General features: G+C 66.0%; 12 protein-coding genes and 1 tRNA gene. 8 read left to right on the forward strand and 5 right to left on the reverse strand.

Annotated elements, in window-relative coordinates; genetic code table 11:
• The first annotated feature begins 330 nt into the window (after positions 1–330).
• Entirely contained in the window at positions 331–1,638 is a 1,308-nt protein-coding gene (gene oxlT, locus JHL17_RS22215) for an oxalate/formate MFS antiporter (protein ID WP_200196490.1), read from the forward strand.
• A gap of 76 nt (positions 1,639–1,714) precedes the next feature.
• On the opposite strand, the gene JHL17_RS22220 is transcribed toward oxlT, so the two are convergent.
• The 4 genes from JHL17_RS22220 to JHL17_RS22235 all read right to left on the reverse strand — a co-directional run bounded on the left by JHL17_RS22220 (position 1,715) and on the right by JHL17_RS22235 (position 3,838).
• Positions 1,715–2,170 (reverse strand): flagellar basal body-associated FliL family protein, encoded by a 456-nt coding sequence (locus JHL17_RS22220; RefSeq protein ID WP_247893730.1) that lies wholly within the window; start codon positions 2,168–2,170, stop codon positions 1,715–1,717.
• Positions 2,171–2,321: 151 nt separating this feature from the next.
• On the reverse strand, positions 2,322–3,206 hold the full coding sequence (gene panC, locus JHL17_RS22225; RefSeq protein WP_200196492.1) for a pantoate--beta-alanine ligase: 885 nt from the start codon (positions 3,204–3,206) through the stop codon (positions 2,322–2,324).
• A gap of 195 nt (positions 3,207–3,401) precedes the next feature.
• Positions 3,402–3,566 (reverse strand): sugar tyrosine-protein kinase, encoded by a 165-nt coding sequence (locus tag JHL17_RS22230; RefSeq protein WP_200196494.1) that lies wholly within the window; start codon positions 3,564–3,566, stop codon positions 3,402–3,404.
• A 197-nt stretch (positions 3,567–3,763) separates the two neighbouring features.
• Positions 3,764–3,838 (reverse strand) — tRNA-Val (locus JHL17_RS22235).
• Between the two features lie 204 nt (positions 3,839–4,042).
• Here JHL17_RS22235 and JHL17_RS22240 point away from each other — a divergent pair.
• Positions 4,043–4,936, forward strand: a complete 894-nt coding sequence (locus JHL17_RS22240; RefSeq protein ID WP_345773858.1) for a DUF3108 domain-containing protein — start codon at positions 4,043–4,045, stop codon at positions 4,934–4,936.
• A gap of 8 nt (positions 4,937–4,944) precedes the next feature.
• Here JHL17_RS22240 and JHL17_RS22245 read toward each other — a convergent pair whose 3' ends face one another.
• Positions 4,945–6,297, reverse strand: a complete 1,353-nt coding sequence (locus JHL17_RS22245) for an FkbM family methyltransferase (protein ID WP_200196496.1) — start codon at positions 6,295–6,297, stop codon at positions 4,945–4,947.
• Between the two features lie 763 nt (positions 6,298–7,060).
• Between JHL17_RS22245 and glmU the strand changes: the two genes are divergently transcribed.
• The 6 genes from glmU (at position 7,061) to pdxA (ending at position 14,779) form a co-directional block, all read left to right on the forward strand.
• Entirely contained in the window at positions 7,061–8,413 is a 1,353-nt protein-coding gene (glmU, locus tag JHL17_RS22250; protein ID WP_200196498.1) for a bifunctional UDP-N-acetylglucosamine diphosphorylase/glucosamine-1-phosphate N-acetyltransferase GlmU, read from the forward strand.
• Positions 8,414–8,469: 56 nt separating this feature from the next.
• Positions 8,470–10,296, forward strand: coding sequence for a glutamine--fructose-6-phosphate transaminase (isomerizing) (gene glmS / locus JHL17_RS22255; RefSeq protein WP_200196500.1), 1,827 nt, complete (start codon positions 8,470–8,472; stop codon positions 10,294–10,296).
• 181 nt (positions 10,297–10,477) lie between these two features.
• Complete coding sequence (locus tag JHL17_RS22260; protein ID WP_200196502.1) at positions 10,478–11,218, forward strand: DUF6683 family protein; 741 nt, start codon at positions 10,478–10,480, stop codon at positions 11,216–11,218.
• 242 nt (positions 11,219–11,460) lie between these two features.
• Positions 11,461–12,249 carry a FadR/GntR family transcriptional regulator gene (locus tag JHL17_RS22265; protein WP_200196503.1) on the forward strand — a complete coding sequence of 263 codons (789 nt, stop codon included), beginning with the start codon at positions 11,461–11,463 and terminating at the stop codon, positions 12,247–12,249.
• A 299-nt stretch (positions 12,250–12,548) separates the two neighbouring features.
• Positions 12,549–13,748, forward strand: coding sequence for a four-carbon acid sugar kinase family protein (locus JHL17_RS22270; RefSeq protein ID WP_247893731.1), 1,200 nt, complete (start codon positions 12,549–12,551; stop codon positions 13,746–13,748).
• Positions 13,745–14,779 (forward strand): 4-hydroxythreonine-4-phosphate dehydrogenase PdxA, encoded by a 1,035-nt coding sequence (pdxA, locus tag JHL17_RS22275; RefSeq protein WP_200196504.1) that lies wholly within the window; start codon positions 13,745–13,747, stop codon positions 14,777–14,779. The genes JHL17_RS22270 and pdxA overlap by 4 nt, the downstream gene beginning before the upstream one ends.
• Positions 14,780–14,790: the final 11 nt, after the last annotated feature.

The raw sequence follows: 14,790 nt of genomic DNA on the forward strand, positions 1-14,790 counted from the left end.
GCAAACTGCCGCGCTTCCGGCCAGCCGCCGATTGTGGCTTTTCCCATTCCACGGAAATCCAGCGGATTCACATGGACAGTTCGCATGCATGTTGCGTGGTTCGCAGATGGTCCGTATTGACATAGTCCGTCAAACTGATGATCGTGAAAGCGGGCATGGGGCATATGGCATGCCAGCAATTATAAGTTGGTGACGCAGCCCCCTCCCACAGCCTTTTCTCGGGCCGGACGGCAGAGACGAATGACACGGCCGTATCAATCAAAAGGTCCGGCAGTCCGAACAGAACATGTCGCCGAACAGAACATGTCGGGTGCAAGCGGGAGGAAGCATATGGTGCGTGAGACGCACGGCAACACGGCCCAGGTCGCACCCTGGGGCGGGCGCTGGATGCAGCTGGCCATCGGCATCGTCTGCATGTCGATGATCGCCAACCTGCAGTATGGCTGGACCCTGTTCGTCGAGCCGATCGACGACAAGCATGGCTGGGGCCGCACCGCGATCCAGGTTGCCTTCACCATCTTCATCGTCACCGAAACCTGGCTGGTGCCGGTGGAGGGCTGGTTCGTCGACAAATTCGGCCCGCGCATCGTCGTGCTGGTGGGCGGCGCGCTGTGCGCGCTGTCCTGGGCGCTGAACGCGGTGGCGGATTCGCTGACCCTGCTTTATCTCGCCGCGGTGATCGGCGGCATCGGCGCCGGCGGTGTGTACGGCACCTGCGTCGGCAATGCGCTGAAATGGTTTCCCGACCGCCGCGGCCTGGCCGCCGGCCTGACCGCCGCCGGCTTCGGCGCCGGCTCCGCCCTGACGGTCGTGCCGATCGCCACGATGATCGAGACCTCCGGCTTCGAGACCACCTTCATGACCTTCGGCCTCGGCCAGGGGCTGGTGATCCTGGTGCTGGCCTGGTTCATGGCCGACCCGCCCAAGCTGGGCTACGGCCAGGCGCGCGGCGCCACCGCCCCGCAGCGCCGCCACTACACCCCGCAGGAGATGCTGCGCACGCCCGTCTTCTGGATCATGTACGGCATGTTCACCATGGTCGCCGCGGGCGGGCTGATGGTCACCGCCCAGCTCGGCCCCATCGCCGCCGACATGGGCCTGATCGACGCCCCGGTCAGCATCCTGGGCCTGACCCTGCCGGCCCTGACCTTCGCCCTGTCCATCGACCGGGTGATGAACGGCATCACGCGGCCCTTCTTCGGCTGGGTGTCGGACCATATCGGGCGCGAGAACACGATGTTCATCGCCTTCACCATCGAGGCGGTCGGCGTGATGGCGCTCAGCGCCTATGGCGCCGACCCGGTGGCCTTCGTCATCCTGACCGGCCTGGTGTTCTTCGCCTGGGGCGAGATCTTCAGCCTGTTCCCGGCCTGCTGCGGCGACACCTTCGGTTCGCGCTTCGCCGCCACCAACGCCGGCATGCTCTACACCGCGAAGGGGGTGGCCGCCCTGCTGGTTCCCGTCGGCAACCTGATGGTGGAGGCGACCGGCAGCTGGCAGACGGTCTTCTACAGCGTCGCCATCGTCAACGCGCTGGCCGCCTTCCTCGCGCTGTTCGTCCTGAAGCCGCTGCGCGCCCGCTACGTCGCGGCGGCCAGCGGCACCGCACCGCGCCTGACCACGCGGCTGGCCGACTGAAATCAGGAGCCGCTCGCCCCCGGGATGCGTCCAATCGGGCGCGTCCGGGCCGGCGGCCTTTTCCGGGCTGCTCGGCTCACCTGACCACCATCCGGTCCAGCAGGATGTCCTTCACCCGCACACCGCGCAGTTCGCGGTCGAGCACCCCGGCGATCGTGCTCTTCATCAGCATCGCCCCGTCGGCGCCGGCCAGCTGCTTCGGATCGATCTGGCGCATCCGGTCGGACAACTGGTCGGAGATGCGCGGGACATAGGGGTCGGCCACCTTGCCGTCCACCGACGGGTCGATCTCCAGCAGGACCTTGACGTCGACCATCCGGGCGTCGTTGCCGCCCAGGCTGAAGGTCATCAACGGCAACGCCGCGTATTTCTTGTCGGCCCCCTGGTGCCCCTGGGACGTCGGTGCACGGTTGCGGCTGGCGACCACCGCACCACCCACGCCCAGCGCCGCCAGCGTCAGCAGGATGCCGGTCAGGACGAGCGGCATCAGGGAAACCGCTTCGCCCTGCCGGTTGCGACGAACGAGCCGCAAGATCGCCTTTCCGCCCCCATCGCGGGAGCCACGAAACCCGCCGGGGCCGTGCCCGACGGGACGGATGCTAGGCACGCAACAAATATCGGTCAAATGCCGATCTGGCCGGCATCATCACTTCCCGGCCACTCTGCAGCCACTCCCCGGCCGGTCAAGCGGCGGGGATCACCGGCACATTGTCGATCAGCCGGGCCTTGCCCATCCAGGCGGCGGCCAGCAGGCGGGCCGGACGGGAGACGGAAGTCACCGGCTCCAGCGTTTCGGCATCGCGCAGTTCGACATAGTCGATGGTGCCGAACCCAGCTTCGGCGATACGGCCGCGGATGCCGGTCAGGACACCGTCGGCCTCCGCCCCCCGCGCCAGGGCATCGGCGGCCAAGGTCAGCGCCCGGTACAGTTCAGGCGCGCCGGCGCGTTCCGCGGCGTCGAGATAGGCGTTGCGCGACGACATGGCGAGTCCGTCGGCCTCGCGTACCGTCGGCAGCCCTTCGACGCGGACGGGAATGTCGAGGTCACGGGTAAAGCGGCGGATCACCATAAGCTGCTGGTAATCCTTCTCGCCGAACACCGCGACGTCGGGCAGGGCCTGCAGGAACAGCTTGGTCACCACCAGCGCCACGCCGCCGAACATCTGCGGCCGGAAGGCGCCGCACAACCCTTCCGCCGGGCCGCCGACCGAGATGGCGGTGGCGAAGCCTTGCGGATACATGGCGCGGACCGTCGGCGCATAGAGCGCATGGCAGCCGGCCGAGGCCAGCTTGGCGGCATCGCCGCCCTCGTCCCGCGGATAGCGGTCGAAATCCTCGTGGGGGGCGAACTGGGTCGGGTTGACGAAGACGCTGGCGATCACCCGGTCGGCCAGTTCGCAACCGCGCCGGACGAGGCCCAGATGCCCGTCATGCAGTGCCCCCATGGTCGGCACCAGCGCGACGGTCAACCCGTCCCGGCGCCAGACCGCGACCTGGGCACGCAGGTCCTCGACCGTCCTCAGGATCGGCAGCGGACGGGAGGATGGGTCGGCGGCGATCGGCGTCATGGCGGCGGTCCCTGCGCTTCGAGAACGGGCGCTGGATAACCCGCCGGACCGTTCCTGTCCAGAAAAGCTTTCTGCAAGACAGACTGTTGCCCGAACATCGGGGTTCGGCAGCCGCGGCGGAGTCAGGGAGCCCCCTTCCCGCCGCGGTTTCCGATCAGCGCGCCGGCTCAGCGCTTGGCGATCACCGCTTGGCAATCACCGCTTGATCGTGATGCCGACCAGATAGGCCAGATTCGCCCAGGCCAGCAGCGTGGCCAGCAGCGCGGTGAAGGACGGGACGAAGATCACCGAACCGATGATGACGGCGAGGACCGCGACCAGCAGGCCGAGGGAGAGCAAAGCGATACGGGTATCGTCCATGTGATCTGGCTTTCCGAAGCGGGTGACAAGGATGCCCCCTGTCTATCGCATCGCGGCGCGAAGAGGGCTGATCTGCGTCAATCGACCGCGCTCTCGCTGATCATGATCGGCCCATGACCGGCGAGGCTGCGGCGCAGGGAAAACGATCGCCGGAATTGAAAAAGGCCCCGGATTTTCGTCCGGAGCCTTTTTCGTGATGGTGGGCGCGACAGGGATTGAACCTGTGACCCTTCGCGTGTGAAGCGAATGCTCTCCCGCTGAGCTACGCGCCCGAACCCTGAAACTCTTTACCCCGAACCGGTAATCCTGGACGGTCCATCCGGATGCCCATTTCACCGTTCCGGAAGCGTCACGACCGTCTTTCGCCGGCCCCGCCGCTGCGGTGGGCGGGTTTCTACGGCCTTCCCCGCCGGGTGTCAAGCACCAGATTCATCCCCATCTAAAAAACCATCCGCCGACCGCAGGAGCCCTGGACCGTGCCCCAGCCCAGCCCCTTCCGCCTCTCCTCCCCTGTCCGGACGGCCCTGATGGCAGCCGGCCTGTCGCTTCCCCTGCTTCCCCTCGCACCGGCCATGGCGCTGGCGGAGCCGGCGAAGGCGACCTACCGGGTCTTCGTCGGCGGCGTCACCGCGCTGGACGTCGACGCGACACTGGAGGTGACCGGCGACCGGTACCGGATCGCGGTGTCGGCGGTGACCGGCGGCACCATCGGGCGGCTGTTCAGCTGGCGCACGGACTCGCAGAGCGACGGCCAAGTCCGGGGCGGCGACCTGCGACCGGCCAGCCACCGGCAGACCAGCCGGTTCCGCGGCGAGCCGCGCGACGTCACCCTGACCTATGGACCGCAGGGCGAGGTCTCGGCCAGCGTCTCGCCGCCGCCGGAGAGCGACGAGCGGGAGCCGGTGCCCCCGGCGCTGCAGCGGGACACGCTGGATCCGCTGACCGCCGTGCTCGACCTGCTGTTCGCCGTGGGGGCCGGCGGGGGCTGCGACCGGTCGCTGCCGGTTTTCGACGGCCGTCGCCGCTACGACATGGTGTTCGGCGAGGTGGGGCGGCGTGTCGTCGATCCCTCGCGCTACTCGATCTTTTCCGGCGTCGCCCAGCAATGCCGGGTGACCTACAAGCCGGTGGCCGGTTACGCCAAGTCGTCGCCGTCCGGCCGGTTCTGGCAGCGGAGCAACCCGGCGGACCGGCCGCCGGTGCAGCTTTGGCTGGCACCGGTCGCCGCCGGCTATCCGCCCCTGCCGGTGAGGCTGGAGACGGACAGCGACTTCGGCAGCGTGGTGGTGCATCTGACCGGCGTCACTCCGCCATCGGCGGACCGCCGGGCCGACCCGGCAACCCTCGGGGACTTACCTACGATCCCTTGAAAATCCGATCAGCTGAACGCTTTGACAGCCACATCGGAGATGCGGCTTCTGTGAGCAGCGAAGATATTGACTGCCGGCCACAGCGAGAACCGCGTATTCTCGTCGATGGAAAATAGATGAAATGCAGCATCAGGATCCTTAACTCGCGACCGGAGAAGAGAATAATATATCCCGCCGGTTCTCCTGTCCAAACCACTCCAGACCGGCACAAATGGCACGTATCCGTATGAACTCAACAACTTGAGAGGGGCGATCGTGGTTTCAGACTTATCTACGGATATCCAGTTTTCCATTATTACGAATGGTTGGTCTCTTTCGATAGTCCGCGTTGCGCCGGATAGAACTTCAAGTTCATGATCCTCTGCATCAATCTTGATCAAGTCCACGCGGCCGGTTCCATGCACGTCATCCACTCGGCAGGTCGTGCAGCTTCCGCTCTTCATCCACTCGACACCAGCTATCAAAGAATTCCCTTCACTTGTCAGCCTTGTAAGCCCCGAGTGATTGTTGTTTGCTCTATAAATGCTTGCTTCTCCCGCTCGATCAGAAGCCGCAACGCGCAAGCAGTGGATCTTTGACTGAAGCCCGGCTTGTTGAACGACTGAAGACAAATCTTGATATGTTTCCGCATCGGGCTCGAACGCAAATACCGACCCCGAAAATCCTGGTCTTGTTGCTGCAAATATTGAGATATGCCCCCAGTTCGCACCAATGTCATACATAGTGCCATCTTCAGGAAGAAATTCATCGATCAGCGTCAATATCTCCGGTTCATAGAATTTATGAGGATCTGTCTCGGTGACGCTCGAGAATTGCTTGTTTTTATCGTTAAATTTGACAGGAAAGATGCCAGATGCGGTCTCTACATGGAAGGTGTCGCCCCCACGATAAGTGAACGGCTGCCTCAGACCAGAAGAGGGCTTAATACTAAAAGATGCGCGAGGCGAATATGGAAAATGACTGATAAATCCTGCATTGTCATTACCCCAGTCACCAATACTAACTTGAGCATTCAGAGACTCTGGAAAATATTCCGCAACAAGCCTAAATATATACATAGCATCCGAAATGCGCTCCTCTGCTCTAAACTGGCGGGCAACTTTTAAACATTCATCCTTATGATATTGAACAAGCTTTTTTATGTTTGCTCGCGAAATCCTATGGCCTTCATCAAGCAAAAGCGCCTTCATCGTATAAGTGATCGCGGTCGAAAGGTTGCCGCCCTGGTGCGCGACCACAGCAAGGAGAGAAAAAGCGTCAGCATTCTCGCCCTTCTCTCTCAAATCCTCTTTCAAATATTTTTCCGCCGCCCCAAGATCTCCTGATCGCATGGAGCTCAGCGCCATCTCAATATTGTTCATTGGTTTCACTCGAATACGGTACCATGCAGGAACGACAGTTTACGGTGCCCGTCTTCGATAAAGAAGTGCTTATCGCCACGCCTTGATGGAAGACTGCAACGTTCCGCTCACCGTCGCGCATATGCTCCGGGCTGCGGCGCTGACGCTCTACGATGGCCGGAGGTCATCGGACCCCAGCAAGATACGGTGGGACGATTATGCCCGCTCCGCGCTCCAGGCTACCCAGAAAAAGCCCAATACCCGGCTGTGGGTACCGTGCCACGCAGACCTAAAGGTCGAGTTGACGGGGTGGCGGGGAAACGCTACTTCCGTGACAATACTGGTTAACCCGGCCTCCGATAAGCCCTAGAACAGAATAGGATTTTCCAACGCCGTACACTCGGCACGCAATCCTCATCCGGAACTGAAGCGTTACGTTTTCATAGCTAGCGGCAAGCCCCTGCCTCACTGCTGGCGCGGGCGGGGCGTTGGGCTCTGGAGAGCCCGGCCACCGCGAATCCGGAAAATCAACGACATGAAGCTTGGGAAAGTTGAACAGGCAAACCCCTTGGAAACATTTAATCATTGCAGATTGAAACAAAAGTTGACTTGGGCTTGCACGGCTTCCTGTGGCACACCACTCCCGGAATTGCGGGTGGTTCAGTGGCAATTCCGAAAGAGGCCTCCTCCTTCCCGGCAGTGATGTCTTAACCTTTCCCGGCTCAAGTACGGCACCTCATCGACCAGCTTTCCGTCCCACACAGGCTCGACCAGGAACACCACCATGGCCCATCGTCCGCTCGCCTGCGTGATCCTCGCCGCCGGCAAGGGCACGCGCATGAAATCCGATCTGCCCAAGGTGCTGCACCGGGTTGCCGGCCGGCCGATGGTCGGGCATGTGCTGGCCGCGGTGAAGACGCTCGACCCCGACCATGTCGTGGTCGTGGTCGGCCCCGGCATGGACAGCGTCGCCGCCGCCGTCGCCCCCTACCCCACCGCGGTCCAGCATGAGCAGCGCGGCACCGCCGACGCCGTGCGCGCCGCCTTCGGCCTGCTGGAGGGCTTCACCGGCGACGTCATCGTGCTGTATGGTGACACGCCGCTGGTCACGCCGGATACGCTGCGCGCACTGGTGCAGGCCCGCCGGCAGGCGGCCGACCCGGCGGTGGTGGTGCTGGGCATGCGGCCCACCGATCCCGGCGCCTATGGCCGGCTGATCCTGAACGCCCGCGGCGGGCTGGAGAAGATCGTCGAGTATCTCGACGCCAGCGAGGAGGAGCGCGCGGTCACCCTGTGCAACGCCGGCCTGATGGCGTTCGACGGCGCCCGCATGGTCGACCTGATCGGCAGCGTCGGCAACGACAATGCCAAGTCCGAATATTACCTGACCGACGTGGTCCAGATCGCGCGCCGCGCCGGCATGGCCTGCGCCGTGGTGGAAGCCGCCCCGGCCGAGGTGGTCGGCGTCAATTCCCGCGCCGAGCTGGCGGAGGTGGAGAAGCTGCTGCAGCGCCGGCTGCGCAAGGCGGCGATGGACAATGGCGCCACCCTGATCGACCCCGACAGCGTCTTCCTCAGCGTCGACACCAAACTCGGCCGCGACGTGGTGGTCGGGCCCGGCTGCTTCTTCGGCGCCGGCGTCACCGTCGGCGACCGGGTGGAGATCAAGCCCTACTGCCATCTGGAAGGCGTGCGCATCGACAGCGGCGCCGTCATCGGCCCCTATGCCCGGCTGCGCCCCGGCGCCGAGATCGGCCCCGATGCCCATATCGGCAATTTCGTCGAGGTGAAGAACGCGGTGATCGAAGCCGGCGCCAAGGCCAACCACCTGACCTACATCGGCGACGCCCGCGTCGGGGCCAAGGCGAACATCGGGGCCGGCACCATCACCTGCAACTATGACGGCTTCTCCAAGAGCCGGACGGAGATCGGCGCCGGCGCCTTCATTGGCTCGAACAGCGCGCTGGTCGCCCCGGTCGTCATCGGCGACGGCGCCATCGTCGGCGCCGGCAGCGTGGTGACGATGGCGGTGGAGTCCGACGCGCTGGTGGTCGCCCGCGGCAGCCAGAAGGCTTACGCCGGGTGGGCGAAGCGTTTCCGCGAACGGAAGCAAAACGAGAAAGCGAAAAAGGCGTAAGGTCGGTTCGGGTCTTCTTCTCCGGTCGGCATCTTTTTTTCAGGAGCATCAGGTCCATGTGCGGCATCATCGGCATCAACGGCATTCACGACGCGTCCCCCCGGCTGGTGGAGGGCCTGCGCCGGCTCGAATACCGCGGCTATGACAGCGCGGGCGTCGCCACCCTGGTGAACGGCCACATCGAGCGCCGCCGCGCCGAGGGCAAGCTGGCCAACCTGGACATGAAGCTGCGCGACCAGCCGCTGTCCGGCACCGTCGGCATCGGCCACACCCGCTGGGCGACCCATGGCGGCCCGACGGAGAACAACGCCCACCCGCATGCCACCAAGCGCGTCGCCGTCGTCCACAACGGCATCATCGAGAACTACCAGGAGCTGAAGGACGAGCTGACCGGCCACGGCTATGTCTTCGAAAGCGCCACCGACACCGAGGTGATCGTCCACCTCGTCACCTATTACCTGGACCAGCAGGGCATGACGCCGGTCCAGGCCTCGGCCGCCGCCTTCAAGCGCTTCACCGGCGCCTTCTCCCTGGTGCTGATCTTCGCCGGCGAACACGAGCTGATGATCGGCGCCCGCCACGGCACGCCGCTGGCGATCGGCTATGGCGACGGCGAGATGTATCTGGCATCGGACGCCTTCGCGCTGGCGCCGCTGACCAACCGCATCTGCTATCTGGAGGACGGCGACTGGGTCGAGGTCAGCCGCACTGCCGCCATCGTCCACGATGCCGCCGACGCGGTGGTGGAGCGGCCGGTGAAGACCACGGCGGTGTCCGGCGCCCTGATCGGCAAGGACGGCTACCGCCACTACATGCTCAAGGAAATCTACGAGCAGCCGCAGGTCATCGGCGACACGCTGAACGCCTACATCAACCCGGAAACCGGCACTTTCACCCTGCCGGACTTCCCCTTCGACCTCGCCGGCGCGTCCAAGCTGACCATCGTCGCCTGCGGCACCGCCTATTACGCCGGCTTCGTCGCCAAATACTGGTTCGAGACGCTGGCCCGCATTCCAGTCGAGGTCGACATCGCCTCGGAGTTCCGCTACCGCGAGGCGCCGCTGCCACCGGGCGGCATCGCGCTGTTCATCTCGCAGTCGGGCGAGACGCTGGATACGCTGGAAGCGCTGCGCTACTGCAAGCGCCAGGGCCAGAAGATCCTGTCGATCGTCAACGCCCCGGAAAGCACCATTGCACGGGAATCCGACGCCGTGCTCTACACCATGGCGGGACCGGAGATCGGCGTCGCCTCGACCAAGGCCTTCACCACCCAGCTGACCACGCTGGCCTGCCTTGCCGTCACCGTCGGCCGCGCCCGTGGCGCCATCGACCAGGAGCGCATGCAGCAGATCGCCCACGCGCTCCGCGAGGTGCCGGCCCGCGCCGCCGATGTTCTGGCCCATGACGAGCGGCTGAAGGAGCTGGCGCAGGAGGTGTCGGAAGCCCGCGACGTGCTCTATCTCGGCCGCGGCGCCATGTATCCGCTGGCCCTGGAAGGTGCGCTGAAGCTGAAGGAGATCAGCTACATCCACGCCGAAGGCTATGCCGCCGGCGAGCTGAAGCACGGCCCCATCGCCCTGATCGACGACAATGTGCCGGTGATCGTGCTGGTGCCGTCCGACGCCCTGTTCGAGAAGGTGGTGTCGAACGTGCAGGAGGTCTGCGCGCGGTCGGGCAAGGTGCTGCTGCTGGCCGACAGGAAGGGCATCGACAAGCTGAAGGACAAGGTCCGCTGGTCGGTCGAACTCCCGGCCTGCGACCCGCTGGTCGCCCCGCTGCTCTACGCCATCCCGGTCCAACTGCTGGCCTACCACACCGCCGTGCTGAAGGGGACGGACGTGGATCAGCCGCGGAACTTGGCGAAGAGCGTTACGGTGGAGTGAGGGCGCAGAGTGCAGGAAGGGAAGACAGTGCCTCCCATGCCGGGGGTGGCCTCCACCAGATGATTACCACGTCGGCGAACTGGAAAGTCATGGAAGGCGGCGGAACAATCCACCGCTTTCCGCCCGCCGTCGCCTGTCCACCACATTAGATCGGCGGCGGAGCATGGAAGGATGCCGGCCCATGCACCTCGCTCGTCTATTCACGCCCGTTCTGTTGATGCTTGCCTTGCCCTGGGCGGCGCCTGCCGCCGCTCAGGACATGCCGACGGTGCTTCCGAACAATTACGTGATGTCCGACATCCTCAACAGGCAGAGGGTCGACAGCGCGATCAAGTCCGGTCGCGGCGGCAAGACGCAATCGGCGCAACAGCCGGCACGCCCTACCGACCCGGCAGCCGCCACGACCTACCGCGCCTCGCCGGCGGTGAGCGTCCGCGTGCGTCGTCAGTTCGCCGACTGGATGGGCAAGCAAGCCGGCGAAGAGGGCGGCAGGCGCATTGCCGAGGCCATGGCCCGACACGATCCGGTGGCCAGTTGGGCGGAGATCGTTGCCGGTGACGGCCTGCGCCCGGGCGACATGGCCGACAGCATGGCCAGCTACTGGATCCTCAACTGGGCGATGGCGAACGGCGCCGACAATAACCGCGCCCAAGCCCAGGCCGTGCGCGACCAGATCCGGCCGACGATCGCCTCCAACCCCGGATATGTGCGGCTCGACGAGGCCCAGCGCCAGGAACTGTCCGAGGTGCTGATGCTGAACTTCCTGATCCAGCACGCCGCCTATATGGATGCCATGAAGCGCGGCGACAGCGCCACCGCGCGCCGGCTGGGCGATGCGGCCGTTGCCCGCTTCCGCACCGAGATGGGAGTCGATCTGCGGCGACTGAAATTGACCGAGGCCGGCTTCGCCCCAGCCGGCTGAGGCCTGCCAGGCAAGATGGGACGGTCTCCCCGGCCAAGCCGGAAGTGCCATGGCGCAGTGTTCGCCACCCCCTTCCTCAAGACCCCCGTCAGCGACCGGCGCCGCAACCACGCTCTGCTGGTCCTCGCCGCATTGCCGAATCGGGCAAAGCCGCCCCCATTGAAAAGCTGGCAACATGGCGCTTACATGTTTACAAATACCCGACAACAGAGGGCTGACGGGCAATGGATCGGAGCGACAGGATGCGAGCGGAAAGCGACGGTTCGGCGAACCAGGTGGCCAGCGCGGTGGCTGACGATGGCGGGGAAGGAGCGCAGGTCCTCCGTACGCGCCAGACGCCGCTCGTTACCCGGGTCTACCAGCTGCTGCTTGCCCAGATCAGCGCCGGCGATTTCCAGCCCGACGAGCGGCTGCCCGGCGAGAACGAACTCGCCGCCCGTTTTCAGGTGTCCCGACCGGTGGTTCGCGACGCGCTGAAACGGCTGCGGACGGACGGGCTGATCTATTCCCGCCAGGGCGCCGGCAGTTTCGTCCGGGTGGCGGCGGAGGAAAGCCAGCCGGTGCTCGGCTACGCCCCGGTGGAGACGATCGCCGACATCCAGCGCTGTTACGAGTTCCGGCTGACCATCGAGCCGGACCACGCCTATCATGCCGCCCTGCGCTGGAACGACGACGCCCTGGACAGGATCGCGGCGGCGCTCAACCTGATGGGCGATGCGACCCGCGCGCACCGGCACCGCGAGGATGCCGACTATGCCTTCCACACCGCCATCGCCGAGGCAACGAACAACCACTATTACATGTCGTCGATGCAGGCGCTGAAGGACCACATCTCCGTCGGCATGAAGTTCCATAGCGTGTCGCTGATGGGTCCCAGTTCGGGCCTGTCCGGCGTGTACGAGGAGCATCTCGGCATCTTCGACGCCATCCGGGAACGGGACGGCGAAACCGCCCGCATGCGGATGCGCCGGCATCTGGAAGGGTCGCGCGACCGTGTGTTCGAAGGACGCGCCCTGGATCTTTCCCTGTAGAACCTTCCCCTGAATTTCTCCCTGCCGGGCCAGCCGAGCCCGCTTTCCCGCTCCCGCTCGCTTCGCCCTGCGGCCTCTTCCGGCTGCGGGGCACTGCGCTTTGGATGCTCTGCCATAATCCTGTAAACATGTAAGGCGCAAAAACTCCGCAAGCGCAGCATTTTCGATTAGACAAGATTACAACATATTGATATCTCCGCAGCGCTGTGATGGAATGGGACATCATCAAGGGCGGCGGGAGCGCCCGGCTGCATGTCATCGCCTTGCGGTGGCCGCCGCTCGAAGGATGGGGATCACCCATGGACAGCATGGTTCCACAGGATGGGTCGCCGAACGGCATCCGGGCGGCGACCGGATCACCGGCGCCGCGGCGCCCGTGCCTGATCGCCGACGACCTGACCGGGGCGCTCGACACCGCCGCCCAGTTCGCCGTCCTCACCGGTCCGATTCCCGTTTATTGGCAGGGCCTGCCCTACCCCGTCCTGCCGAACGAACTCGCTTTCGACAGCGGCACCCGCGAGGCGACGCGCGACGCGGCACGGCGCCGGGTGGCCGCCATCGCCGCCGGTCTGCCGCGCGTCCCCGGCACGCTCCATTACGCCAAGCTCGACAGCCTGTTGCGCGGCCATGCCGGGGCGGAGATCGCCGCCTGGATCGCCGCCACGGCGCCCGACCACATCATCGTCGCCCCAGCCTTCCCCTATCAGGGCCGCATCACCCGCGCCGGACTCCAGCTCGCCCGCGGGGATGACGGGCGCAGCTGGACGCCCGCGGCCAGCGACCTGCGCGCCGATCTGGAGCGGGAGGGCCAGGCCGTCCAGCCCCGCTGCCCCGGCGAGCCGGTGCCCGCGGGCCTCAGCCTGTGGGATGCGGAGGCCGACGCCGATCTCGACGCCATCGCCGCTGCGGGTCTTGCGCTGACCGGCCGGGTGCTGTGGTGCGGCAGCAGCGGTCTGGCCGGCGCCCTGGCCCGGCAGATGGGCGGTGTCTCCGGCGACGGCGCTCCGCTGCGGCTGCCGCGCCCGATCCTGGGGCTGTTCGGCACCAACCATCCGGCGATGGCGGCCCAGCTCGACGCCTGTTCCGACCATGTGCTGGCGCTGCCCGACGGCGGCCCGACCGGGGCCGCGGTGCTGGCCCAGCGGTTGGACCGCGACGGCCTCGCGCTCGCCACCCTTGCCCTGCCCGACGGGCTGGCGCGGGCCGACGCGGCGCAGCGGATCGAACGGGAATTCGCCCGGCTGGTCCGCCGGCTCGACCCGCCGGGAACGCTGCTGGTGGCGGGCGGCGAGACCCTGCGCGGCCTCTGCCTGGCGCTGGAAGCCGACCGGCTGGACCTCGACGGCCATGTCTGGCCGGGGGTGCCCTGCTCCATCCTGCGCGGCGGCCGCTTCGACGGAGTCCGCGTCATCTCTAAATCGGGAGCCTTCGGCGACCCGGCGCTGCTGCGCCGGCTGCTCGCGCTGGATGCGCCGCTTCATCAGGGAGAACAAGCATGACACCGCATCTGGCCATCACCATGGGCGATCCGGCCGGCGTCGGGCCGGAGATCATCGTGAAGGCCTGCGCGCGTCTGAAGGACCGGCTGGCCGACGGCACGCTGCGCCTGCTGGTCATCGGCAGCAACCCCGCCCTCCACGCGGCGCGCGACGCGCTCGGCAGCGACCTCGACTTCCCGGAGGTCACCGACGTCGATGGCGAGTGGCCGGCGCTGGCCTGCCTCCAGGCGGGGCCGGAAGGCGAGCCAATCCGTCCCGGCGTGCTGTCGGTCGACGGCGGCCGCTTCGCCTATCTGGCGGTGGAACGTGCGGTGCGTCTGGCGGAAGCCGGCCGCATCCACGGCATCGTCACCGCCCCCCTGAACAAGGAGGCGATGAACAAGGCCGGCTATCACTATGCCGGGCACACCGACCTGCTGGCCGAACTGACCGGCGCCCGCGGTTCGGTGATGATGCTGGCCCACGGCAACATGCGGGTCAGCCACGTCACCACCCACATCGCGCTGGAGGACGTGCCGAAGAAGCTGACGCCGGAACGGCTGCGCTACGTCATCGACCGCACCGACGAGACGCTGGCCGGGCTCGGCCTGCCGCGCCGCCGCATCGCCATCGCGGCGCTGAATCCCCATGCCGGCGAAGGCGGGCTGTTCGGCCGCCAGGACATCGAAGTGACCGAGCCGGTCATCAAGCGATGCGTCGCCGACGGGCTGGACGTGATCGGGCCCGTGCCGGGCGACACCATCTTCGTCAAGCTACGCGCCGGCCAGTACGACGCGGTGGTCGCCATGTACCACGACCAGGGCCACATCCCGGTCAAGCTGCTGGGCTTCAACGTCAATCCGGAAACCGGCACCTGGGATGCGCTGAGCGGCGTCAACATCACGCTCGGCCTGCCGATCATCCGCACCTCCGTCGACCACGGCACCGCCTTCGACATCGCCGGCAAGGGCATCGCCAACGAGCTGAGCCTGATTGAGGCCATCGACTACGCCGAAAAGCTGGCCGCCGCCCGCGTGCGCGTCGCCGCCTGAGGAACCTGGAA

The organism is Azospirillum endophyticum (assembly GCF_016595245.1).
GTDB classification, from domain to species: Bacteria; Pseudomonadota; Alphaproteobacteria; order Azospirillales; family Azospirillaceae; genus Azospirillum; species Azospirillum endophyticum.

Excerpts from the sequence above, each read along its gene's own strand:
- oxlT (WP_200196490.1), top strand. The coding sequence starts at position 331 with ATGGTGCGTGAGACGCACGGCAACACGGCCCAGGTCGCACCCTGGGGC.
- panC (WP_200196492.1), bottom strand. The coding sequence starts at position 3,206 with ATGACGCCGATCGCCGCCGACCCATCCTCCCGTCCGCTGCCGATCCTG.
- JHL17_RS22230 (WP_200196494.1), bottom strand. The coding sequence starts at position 3,566 with ATGGACGATACCCGTATCGCTTTGCTCTCCCTCGGCCTGCTGGTCGCG.
- JHL17_RS22245 (WP_200196496.1), bottom strand. The coding sequence starts at position 6,297 with ATGAACAATATTGAGATGGCGCTGAGCTCCATGCGATCAGGAGATCTT.
- glmU (WP_200196498.1), top strand. The coding sequence starts at position 7,061 with ATGGCCCATCGTCCGCTCGCCTGCGTGATCCTCGCCGCCGGCAAGGGC.
- glmS (WP_200196500.1), top strand. The coding sequence starts at position 8,470 with ATGTGCGGCATCATCGGCATCAACGGCATTCACGACGCGTCCCCCCGG.
- JHL17_RS22260 (WP_200196502.1), top strand. The coding sequence starts at position 10,478 with ATGCACCTCGCTCGTCTATTCACGCCCGTTCTGTTGATGCTTGCCTTG.
- JHL17_RS22265 (WP_200196503.1), top strand. The coding sequence starts at position 11,461 with ATGCGAGCGGAAAGCGACGGTTCGGCGAACCAGGTGGCCAGCGCGGTG.
- JHL17_RS22270 (WP_247893731.1), top strand. The coding sequence starts at position 12,549 with ATGGACAGCATGGTTCCACAGGATGGGTCGCCGAACGGCATCCGGGCG.
- pdxA (WP_200196504.1), top strand. The coding sequence starts at position 13,745 with ATGACACCGCATCTGGCCATCACCATGGGCGATCCGGCCGGCGTCGGG.